The organism is Microcystis sp. M31BS1 (genome assembly GCF_020245285.1).
Lineage (GTDB): Bacteria > Cyanobacteriota > Cyanobacteriia > Cyanobacteriales > Microcystaceae > Microcystis > Microcystis panniformis.
This window is the reverse complement of sequence record NZ_JADBVE010000344.1, coordinates 1-9,670: the sequence shown is the minus strand read 5'-3', so window position 1 is coordinate 9,670 and position 9,670 is coordinate 1. Positions and strand designations below refer to the sequence as shown.

Here is a 9,670-nt window from a genome sequence, read left to right as displayed (position 1 = left end):
GGAAAACGAGGAAAAAGAGAAACCCTTGTCGCTGGGAGAAGAAAGGGAAAAAAAGACTTTATTGCACCGATGGTATTTACGAGAAGCCTGAATGCCGAAGGTTTTGAAGGGTGGTTATCTTTATATTTATTGCCCTCTCGCGCCCATAACATCAGTATTAATTATGGATAATGCACCAATTCATCGGAAGACAGTCATTAAACAACTGCTAGAAGAAGCAGGTCATCAGGTAGTGTTTTTGCCAAAATACTATCCTGATTTAAATAATATCGAACATGATTTTAGTGCATTAAAGAGGGCAAGAATGTATGCTCCTGTGGGGACACCCCTTGATGAAATTATTCGTACTTATTGTGTCGCCTAGTGTCTCGTTCTTATTTGAAATAACTGATAACTGATAACTGATAATCGATTTAGCGTTTGCGTTTGAGTAATTTAGAAATGCGTCGATTGTACCGCAACCAACGCCAAATTTTAATAACTAATTCCTCTACCCATAAAATAATCGCATCTAATCCCTCTAAAATCCGCTCTAAGGGGTGTTTAACGTAGCCGACGGGGGTTGATTCGGTTTCTAACCATTCCTCGTTAATTGGTTGAATTATCTCCTTAGCATAGCGGGGATCTAATTGGGCGGCGGGGGGGGATTCTCCCAGAGTAATTTCAGCGGCGGCCGGGGGGATTTTTTGTAAAGATTTATTTTGTTTTCCTTGACTAAAAGCTTTTTCTGTGCTAAGGGGCTGGGTTGGGGTGACTGGGGACTGGGGAAGGGGATAAGCGGGATTAAGGCGGGGTTTTTCGGAGTCTTGGGGAGAAATAGCCAAGATATCGGCGGATTCTAGCCAAGGTTGCTCGCTGACGGCGGAAAATGTCAGGGATTGGCGAGAGGAAAAGAAGTGATCGATCGCCGCTTGGATGAGTTTGCCGAGCGTGAAGGGATCCGCTTGGGTTTGTTTTTCTAGCCAATCTTGGAGACGTTGCTTGAAGGTGATCAGCAGAGAATTAGGAAGACTTAGGGGATATTTTGCCGATAAAGCGGGTGAATCAGCACTATGTTCTAAATTATTCTTCTCTTTTGCCCAGAAATGCTCGATCGCCGCATAAATTAACCAATAAAGGTGCCAGAGATAGGAGGAATTTTTCTCGAGAGTCGGGGACTGGTTAAGGAGATCGGAAGGGGGGTTAGAGGTGTGGCTCAAACTGCCTGGGATTGCGGGGGAGATAGGGAGAAATTTAGCCTCGAAAATCGCTAATTTTTCGTCAATGACTTCTAAAATCGCTTGAGAATTTAAATTAGGCAGTGGTAAGGAGGGTGGTGTCGGGGTTTTGACAAGATGGGATTCTTGGAATAGATTTATGGCGATCGCTATCTGTCCCTGTTGTTCCCAGCGTAGTAGGTTCCAAAACCAACGGATCGGAGGCAAGACAGAATTTTTATCGGTAAAATTTGGTAATAAAGGCGGATATTGAGGATTTAATCGCTTAATTCTCCGTTTTTCGAGGGCGTAGTTAGCCAGTGCCGTCCTAATTTGTTTTTCTATTTGTCTTTGGGTTTGATTATCGGTGATTTTAACAGTCTGGTGATCGTTAGTGACGAAAACTAAAGCTTGATCCTCTAGATCGGCTGCTATGCCAATAAATGCCGTTTCTTGGTCGGATAAGCTCTGGAGAAATTCCGCAATCGCATCCGTCCCATCTTTGCTGGGGGGTGATAATTGTTTCTGGAGACTGTTCCCCAATTGATTAGCCGTCATCCGCAGGGATTGTACCAGCAAATAGACGGGATAGATGGCTATTTGCAAGGCAACAGCGATCGCATTTTGACCGCGACGGGAAACGCGGCCGAGGTTATCTTTCAGACGGATCAAGCGACGGTTGATCAGGTTGAACAGTCGGCTTTTATAGGGATCGGCAGCCATGGATTTTGGGCGATAACATCTTCAATTACACTATCCTATTGTGCAAGGGCGGGATAAAAAAATTTTTTGCCAAAACCCTTGACTCCCAGAAAGATTATTGTTATATTTAAAAAGGTCTGAAATCCAAGCCCCCATCGTCTAGTGGCCTAGGACACCTCCCTTTCACGGAGGCGACAGGGATTCGAATTCCCTTGGGGGTATGAAAAGAAGTCAGAGGAAGCTTCTGACTTTTCGGTTTTTTTCTCCCGTTGATGGCTTTTTGGTAGGGTGACGGTGAAAATTGTTCCTCGATCGATCTGACTTTCGACGCTAATTTGTCCATGATGACTGAGGGTAATCGCTAAAGCGATCGCTAATCCTAATCCTGTTCCCCCGGAAGTGGCGGAATTTTGTCGCGCAGGATCGAGACGATAAAAGCGATCAAAAATATGGGATAAGGCAGCCTCGGGAATACCGATTCCGTTATCTTTGACGCGTACCAGTAACACCGATTGTCGATCGCGTTTACTTTTTTCCAATTCCACTGCCACATTTTTAGGCTCAGATTCGGGCAAAAAAGCGTGTTTTAGGGCATTAGAAATTAAATTTGTGAATAAACGAGCTAATTGATCCCAATCTCCCTCCATAGTAAACATTTCATCGCTATAGGAAAAATCCTCTTGGTCCGGTTCCACAATCGACAAAGAAAGGCAAATTCCCTGCTTATCGGCGATTAAACGCTGTTCTTCCACCACTTCCATCAATAAAGCATCCAAAGGTACAGCTTGCTCGATCGGTTGGACGATGCCACTATCAGAACGGGCTAAAAAGAGCAGATCATTGACTAAATTGCCCAATCTTTCCGTTAAACGCTCGATCACCCGCAAGCGTTGATCGCCAGTTTGGGGATAAGCGATCGCCATTTGCACGTTAGTTTGGATAGTGGCGATCGGATTGCGTAATTCATGGGAAGCATCGGCGGTAAATTGTTTTAAACTCTGATAGGACTCTTTTACCGGTTGAATGGCTAAACCGGACAAAAACCAACCAATCCCGGCGACACTGGCAATCATCAGGCAAATTCCGACGATTAAATCCAATAATAGCTGTCTAATTGGTTTTGTCACCTCAAACCAAGGATGACTTACCCGCAGATATCCCAAAACATAATGATGGATTTCCACCCTTTCGGTTATTTGTCGCAGCAGACGATTATCGGATAAGCGAATAGTTTCCCCCTGACGGTGGGGATGGAGGGGAATATCTAAAGATTCGGCCAGAGTTGACCAAACTAGATTACCTTGGGGATCGAACCATTCCAAATCTATATGATCGTCCTCGACGGATTTACCCTGACTGGGAAAACTTGCGAGGGGATCGACGCGATAACGTCCTTGGTTCGGGGGAATCGATTCGATCACGAGGGAACGATTTACCACCTCAATGATGTGTTTGAGGGTATCATCAATGCGATCCACTAGGGTATGCCGCACATAAAAATACATTCCCGTAGCGAGAAAAAGCAGTAGTATGGCAGTGACAACAGTGTACCATAAGGCTAAACGGCGGCGAGTGGCTTGGAACACCGATAATCTATGGATTGGCTAGAGATTTTTAGGGCAATGTATCCTATTTTACAGCTTATTTGAGCGATTTATTATTGGAGAATAAATTATTTTTAGCCATAGGGAAAAACTGACGGTTGCCAAGAATAGCTAGACTTGAAGGCTCATAGTCCTTAAAAATTGCTGCTAACAAAAGTATTTTTAGATACATTCTTCTCAATAATTGTTTGAGTAGAACTACAAAAGCAGCCAAAGTGAATTATATTTAACCCTATGGCAACAAGGCTGACAGGAACGGCTAAAAATATTTTTGAGCTTATTTGAATTAATCACAACTATAAATAATGATGAATTTAAATTATTGGTTAATGAAATCGGAACCCGATGTCTATAGTATCGGGGATTTAAAAAAAGATGGTCAAACTATTTGGGAGGGAGTGCGAAATTATCAAGCGCGCAATTTTCTCCGTCAGATGAAGCGGGGAGATTTAGCCTTTTTTTATCATTCTAATACGACCCCGCCGGGGATTGTCGGCTTGATGCGCGTAGTGGAAACCGATATGATCGATCCGACACAATTTGATCGCAATAGTCCCTACTATGATTCTAAAGCCTCCCTGGATTGCCCGCGCTGGTGGACGGTTAAAGTTGAGTTCGATCGCCTTTTTCCCCAACTGCTGCCCCTGGGAATTTTAAAACAAAATTTTACCGCCGATGAATTATTATTAGTAAGGACAGGAAATCGTCTGTCAGTGATGCCTGTCAATCAAGCGATCGCAACAAAAATTCTCGCTTTAGTCGCTCGTCAAGGAGTATAAACTGTGAACCAGAAAGATGCTATTAATTTACTTTCCCTGATTGGGGGATTATTGGTCACTATTGTCATTTTAGCGGCCTTTAATGCCTATGTGATCATCACCCCCGGACAAGCGGGAGTTTTAAGTGTTTTAGGAAAGGCTAAAGACGGGGTTTTATTGGAGGGATTGCACTTTAAACCTCCCTTTGTTTCTAGTGTCGATATCTACGATGTTACGGTGCAAAAATTTGAAGTTCCCGCCCAAAGTTCCACTAAAGATTTACAGGATTTATCTGCTAGTTTTGCGATTAATTTTCGTCTCGATCCGACTCAAGTAGTGGCGATTAGAAGAACCCAAGGCACCCTACAAAATATTGTCGCTAAAATTATCGCCCCTCAAACCCAAGAATCCTTTAAAATTGCCGCCGCTAAAAGAACAGTAGAGGAGGCAATTACTCGACGCAGTGAGTTAAAAGAAGACTTTGATAATGCCCTATCGACTCGGTTAGAAAAGTATGGTATTCTAGTCTTAGATACCAGTGTGGTAGATTTGAATTTTTCTCCAGAATTTGCCCGGGCCGTCGAAGATAAACAAATCGCAGAACAACGCGCCCAAAGAGCCGTTTATATCACCCAAGAAGCAGAACAACAGGCCCAGGCAGAAATTAATCGCGCTAAAGGGAAAGCTGAGGCACAAAGACTATTAGCAGAAACTTTAAAAGAACAGGGAGGAGGATTGGTTTTACAGAAAGAAGCGATTGAAGCTTGGCGCGAAGGTGGGGCGCAAATGCCCCGGGTTTTAGTCATGGATGGAGCGGGAAAAAATAGCGTACCATTTTTATTTAATTATAGTGATTCTTTTTCAGAAAATACCCCCTAAATTCGGGTCTATTTAGCCTAATTATTTTCTCAAGATACAGTCTTTCCCATCAAGAGGAAGTGTTACCTAAATTTGGTAAGCTGTTGACTATCTAAATTACTCGTTAAGACTGCACGGGAGTTGGGAGCGCTGGAGAAGGAGTTTGAGTATAAGTCCACCTCACTTCTCCCCATTCCAATCCCATCCCACCATCCCCAACTCAATCAAACCTCTAACTACAAGAAATATGACCTTGGGGTGCTTTTCGTTCAAAAATAACTTGATCGTAGATCGCCGACGAGTGTAAAGTGCGTTAGAAGGCTACCAATTCTGTTAAAAAACCCAAATCAACAATCCGCACCCCACGCAGCAACTTTATTCTTAAATTGGTGTTTCTGTGTTGGCTTATTTTGTTAGCAAGAACAGCCGAGACACCTATTTTAAGCTATCATGGAAACAGCACTGTACTGCTTGCTAAATCAATGCTGACCCTCAAAACGAGTAAACTAACCCTTGCTGATGTTCAACGTCATCTCCATTTTCAAGAAAAGCTTGAAGATGTTTCATTTACAGAGCTTTTAGCTTTGGAAACCGTCAGCGAGGCAGAAAAATTAGAACTTGTTCAAATCCGCAACGATTTTCGACCCTATTTGATGGAAGATAAAGCATCAGAAGGACAAGTTAAAGTTTTAACCCTATTTCCCCTATTGCGGTTAGCGGGTTTTTATCGTTATCCGATTAAGATTAGGGTTGAAGAAGGGATTGATAATATTATCCTTGTGGATGAAGATAAAACTATTAGCGGACGCTTTGATATTGTCACGGTAAATAATTCGATAGCAACTGTCAATGATATCCCTTTTTGGATTTTAGTCATTGAAGCTAAAGAGAGTGGAATCGAAGTACGTCAGGGATTACCTCAATTATTGACTTATGCCTACAATAGCTTAGAAAGACAACCCTCAGTTTGGGGATTAGCGACTAATGGCTTACAATATATGTTCGTCTATCTCAGACAAGAAACTAACCCCACTTATCAGATAATGCCAGAACTTAATTTAATGTATCCTGAATCAGCAATTAATCTGCTCCAAATTCTCAAGGCAATGGGTCAGCTAATTTTAGAGTAACCTTTGGGGTGGTTGGGTTTCGCTTTTTCAGGCGAATTAAGCCATTTTAGACCCAGTATTGTTTCGCTCAACCCAACCTACGAGACTGTCTATATAGGCAATTAAAAGCGTCTTGAATAATTACCACTATCTAAAACTCCTAAGTCAAAAATAAACTTAATTAAGGTGTCAATTGAACGAGAATGAATTAGTTGATGCTTGCTCAATATCTAACCAAGACTCGATTACAGAATTAACCACAGCAGCTACGCAGGAAATCGCTACACTATTACCCGTTAATTTTCGCATAGTTTGATAACTGCCGACAATTTGATAATCATCGGGAAAACCTTGTAAACGTAGCATTTCTCTTTCTGTTAAGCGTCTTTTCCCATCCACTAACAAATAATTATAGGATGCTCCTGCTCGCAAGGCACAGGAATAGGGATAAGCACTGACATTTCCTCCTTTATTTTCGTGCCAGATAGTCGGTTCACTATATGGTTTTTTTCCCTCTCTTTTCAGAAGGCGACTTTTTTGAATTTTTTCGGAAGCATAATAAAAATCCGAGACATTTTCCTCTAATATTTCCGTTAAACTTGTTCTAGATAAAGCTGGTTTTGGCCAGATAAAACCCCGCGCTTCTCGGAAACCAACGATAAAAATCCGTTCCCGTTTTTGCGGTAAACCAAAATTAAGCGCATTCAAAACCCGATAATCGGTATAGTAATCTAAATCTTGCAAAGTATCGAGAATAATTTCTAAGGTTTTTCCCTGTTGATGTCCCTGCAATTGCTTGACATTTTCCAGAATAAATGCTGCGGGTTGTTTGACTTTTAAAATACGGGCAATCTCAAAAAATAGCGTGCCTCTGGTATCGTCAAATCCCTTTAAATCACCACAAATACTAAAAGGTTGACAGGGAAATCCCGCCATTAAAATATCATGATTGGGAATGTCTAGGGCAGCGATTTCGGTAATATCTCCCTGGGGTTGGTCGCCAAAATTAGCCTGATAAATTGCCTGAGCATCTTTATCTATATCACAGGAAAAAACACAATCAGATTCTAAGTTTTTTTGGCGACAAACTCGTTCAATTGCGACTCGAAACCCTCCCAAACCAGAAAAGAGGTCAATAAAACGGATTTTTTTACTATCTTTCAGGAGATTCATCGATAATTAAAATTGCAGCGATAGGGATATTCTCTTTGATTTTAACTTATTCAACTTTCACTAAAGAGCGGACGGTAAATATTTCATTTGCTTGTAGGGGTTTAATCGCCGAAATTGGCACAGTAACTACTGAAATTGACTCACCGAGAGCGTTAAAAACCTCTAAAATTGCTCCCATTTCGCCATTGCTAGGATGGGGGATTAAATCCACTAATACTGCCACATCTCCCGATTTGAGATTGTCTTCGGGAACATCAAGACAAAGAACCACATGATCGTATAATCTAACATCCATAATTATCTATCCTTTCGGGGCTTGAGAGTAACAAACTGAAAACAGTCGTCAATGTATCGCAGTATCCATATTGTAACCACTGCTAAATTGATTCCGTTAACTCCTTCTAGCATTCCTTCAACTCGATAAAAGATACCGTATTCATTTTTACCATCTCTGATCGCATCTTCTACGGTAATTAGCTGAATAATCGCTTTTTGCAAACTGGCCGCATTATCGAGAGTAAATCCTGCTTGTGCTAAAAATTTTGATTTGTCATCTTTGTCTCTGAATACGAGAAGATAACGAGTAAGTTTATCCTCTGGAATAATTGCTTTAGATGGAATTTGCATCACTCAATCTACTTAGTTTTCTAGCCTTTTCTTCAGCACTCATGATTGTCGAGTTTGCTCTCTAGGGATTCTAGATCTGATAACTGCGGTGGATGATTAGCATTCCATGGGAGAGCTTGATCTAATTTTTCTCGAAAAGGCGATCGATTTATCCAGTCTTCGTTTACGGGAGAGCGATCGAGTAAATTTTGATAAAACTCATTCCACAGTTGACCCCATTCTTTTAGATCGATAACAACTGCTGTTTTTTCTCCTGTTTCATCGACAATATACTGAATACATTTCATGATTTAAATTGTTGTGAGATGGATATTAACTAATAACTATATTTTAATCGATTCACGAGAAGATATGGATTTTGCAAGTTCTTGTCTAGCATCTTCCGATAGAGAACAACCAAAATCTAGAATCTCGATTAAAACTAACTGATCGTCCTCGGAATAATGTAATATTGTTTTCCCTTCCTCCTCTGCGTAAGCAATTGGATTATTGTTTAACTCAATTAATAAAGCATCCACATCTGGGCTATAGTGTATCTTGTTCACCAAATTCCTCTAATTGTTATCGCTTTAACTCTTGTGTCGGCAATGAATTGGCAATTAATCAGAATTAATCTAAATTGTTTCGCTCAAGCCAACCTAAGAGGCTGTTGTGTTGGCGTTGAAAGCTTTGCCGTGTTCTTCTCGAATTTTATGAATTTCTTCAGCATACTTGAGAGTAAACCCGTAGGATTCCGCAGCCTTTTCCGCAGCAATGCGAGACTTAACTAAATAGTCATGGATAGACGTGCATTCCTCCGATAATCTTGTTTGAGTTTTATCTTTTTCTTGCAAAATCTCTGAGTGGATCATAAGTTATTCTCCTCTTTGAATAGTTCAAGTGGTGTGACAATTTCAGGTGTTGACAAACCAAGGCGGGCATTGATAACGCGAATATGCTTCCGTTTGTTAGCATTCGCTAGGTGGTTGCAATTCCAAGTAACGAGATATTGAATGTCGAAATAGCTGGCATAGGCAAGATAAAACTCGACAACTTGTTCAAGAGCAGAAGTCGGCGGTAGTAAAGGAATCCTCGAAACCAAATGAATAATTTCAGCTTTACGCGGATAGTTTCCGTTGGTTAGTTCTTGAAGCACGGCATCCGAAATATATAAATCATAATAACTGGACATCTCCGACCACCACTTCCTTGTGATTTCGGTAAAAGTTTTTAGAGCTTCACGCTCATCAAAGTAATAACTCGGAACCGTGGAATCCAAGTACACTTTTTCTTTCATGATAATAACTGATCGAGAAGACTAAATTAAAGCCTGAAGCAGCGGTATGGTAGCCCCCTCTATTCTACTATCCTATCTCTGTAACGAAGTTATTGCACTGTCATGCTTGACCTCGATCATTTCTCAGAGCGATCGCACTTGATCGCATTGAAACTTCTCCATTTTATCCCAAACATTAGCGGTGCGTTACACGCGCGTTTTCGCACCCTACAAGATCAGCGATCGCACTCCTCTTATATTGTTACATACAGCAATGAATTGTTATCGCTTTAACTCTTGTGTCGGCAATGAATTGGCAATTAATCAGAAATTAATATAAGCAATTATTGTAGGTTGGGTTGAGCGAAACAATACTGGGTCGAAAATG

General features: G+C 41.2%; 11 protein-coding genes, 1 tRNA gene and 2 pseudogenes. 5 read left to right on the top strand and 9 right to left on the bottom strand.

Annotated features, from left to right (window positions below):
- A pseudogene (locus tag IM509_RS19415) lies at positions 1-364 on the top strand (transposase); the annotation flags it as partial.
- Between the two features lie 49 nt (positions 365-413).
- Here IM509_RS19415 and IM509_RS19410 read toward each other — a convergent pair.
- Positions 414-1,919, bottom strand: a complete 1,506-nt coding sequence (locus IM509_RS19410; RefSeq protein WP_072927593.1) for a hypothetical protein — start codon at positions 1,917-1,919, stop codon at positions 414-416.
- A 127-nt stretch (positions 1,920-2,046) separates the two neighbouring features.
- On the opposite strand from IM509_RS19410, the gene IM509_RS19405 reads away from it, so the two are divergent.
- A tRNA-Glu gene (locus tag IM509_RS19405) sits at positions 2,047-2,119 on the top strand.
- Positions 2,120-2,137: 18 nt separating this feature from the next.
- Here the strand turns inward: IM509_RS19405 and IM509_RS19400 are convergent.
- Positions 2,138-3,484: pseudogene (locus IM509_RS19400) on the bottom strand (sensor histidine kinase); the annotation flags it as partial.
- 323 nt (positions 3,485-3,807) lie between these two features.
- On the opposite strand from IM509_RS19400, the gene IM509_RS19395 reads away from it, so the two are divergent.
- From IM509_RS19395 to IM509_RS19385, 3 genes are all read left to right on the top strand, one after another.
- Positions 3,808-4,281, top strand: coding sequence for an EVE domain-containing protein (locus IM509_RS19395; RefSeq protein WP_052276609.1), 474 nt, complete (start codon positions 3,808-3,810; stop codon positions 4,279-4,281).
- Between the two features lie 3 nt (positions 4,282-4,284).
- The gene (locus IM509_RS19390; protein WP_002789649.1) at positions 4,285-5,139 is read left to right on the top strand and encodes a prohibitin family protein; all 855 of its coding nucleotides are present in this window, start codon (positions 4,285-4,287) and stop codon (positions 5,137-5,139) included.
- Between the two features lie 461 nt (positions 5,140-5,600).
- Positions 5,601-6,248, top strand: a complete 648-nt coding sequence (locus IM509_RS19385) for a type I restriction endonuclease subunit R (RefSeq protein WP_043996064.1) — start codon at positions 5,601-5,603, stop codon at positions 6,246-6,248.
- Between the two features lie 168 nt (positions 6,249-6,416).
- On the opposite strand, the gene IM509_RS19380 is transcribed toward IM509_RS19385, so the two are convergent.
- The 7 genes from IM509_RS19380 to IM509_RS19350 all read right to left on the bottom strand — a co-directional run bounded on the left by IM509_RS19380 (position 6,417) and on the right by IM509_RS19350 (position 9,303).
- Positions 6,417-7,400 carry a DNA cytosine methyltransferase gene (locus tag IM509_RS19380; protein WP_072926905.1) on the bottom strand — a complete coding sequence of 328 codons (984 nt, stop codon included), beginning with the start codon at positions 7,398-7,400 and terminating at the stop codon, positions 6,417-6,419.
- A gap of 46 nt (positions 7,401-7,446) precedes the next feature.
- A complete protein-coding gene (locus tag IM509_RS19375) occupies positions 7,447-7,695 on the bottom strand; it encodes a DUF4926 domain-containing protein (RefSeq protein ID WP_002789664.1) in 249 nt (82 codons plus the stop codon).
- Between the two features lie 2 nt (positions 7,696-7,697).
- Entirely contained in the window at positions 7,698-8,027 is a 330-nt protein-coding gene (locus IM509_RS19370) for a DUF6883 domain-containing protein (RefSeq protein WP_002789666.1), read from the bottom strand.
- Positions 8,028-8,059: 32 nt separating this feature from the next.
- Positions 8,060-8,314, bottom strand: a complete 255-nt coding sequence (locus IM509_RS19365) for a hypothetical protein (protein WP_052276610.1) — start codon at positions 8,312-8,314, stop codon at positions 8,060-8,062.
- Positions 8,315-8,350: 36 nt separating this feature from the next.
- Positions 8,351-8,572 carry a DUF2283 domain-containing protein gene (locus IM509_RS19360; RefSeq protein ID WP_002769518.1) on the bottom strand — a complete coding sequence of 74 codons (222 nt, stop codon included), beginning with the start codon at positions 8,570-8,572 and terminating at the stop codon, positions 8,351-8,353.
- 93 nt (positions 8,573-8,665) lie between these two features.
- A complete protein-coding gene (locus IM509_RS19355) occupies positions 8,666-8,878 on the bottom strand; it encodes a hypothetical protein (protein WP_002789670.1) in 213 nt (70 codons plus the stop codon).
- The gene (locus IM509_RS19350; protein ID WP_008198370.1) at positions 8,875-9,303 is read right to left on the bottom strand and encodes a PIN domain-containing protein; all 429 of its coding nucleotides are present in this window, start codon (positions 9,301-9,303) and stop codon (positions 8,875-8,877) included. Before IM509_RS19350 ends, IM509_RS19355 begins: the two co-directional genes overlap by 4 nt.
- Positions 9,304-9,670: the final 367 nt, after the last annotated feature.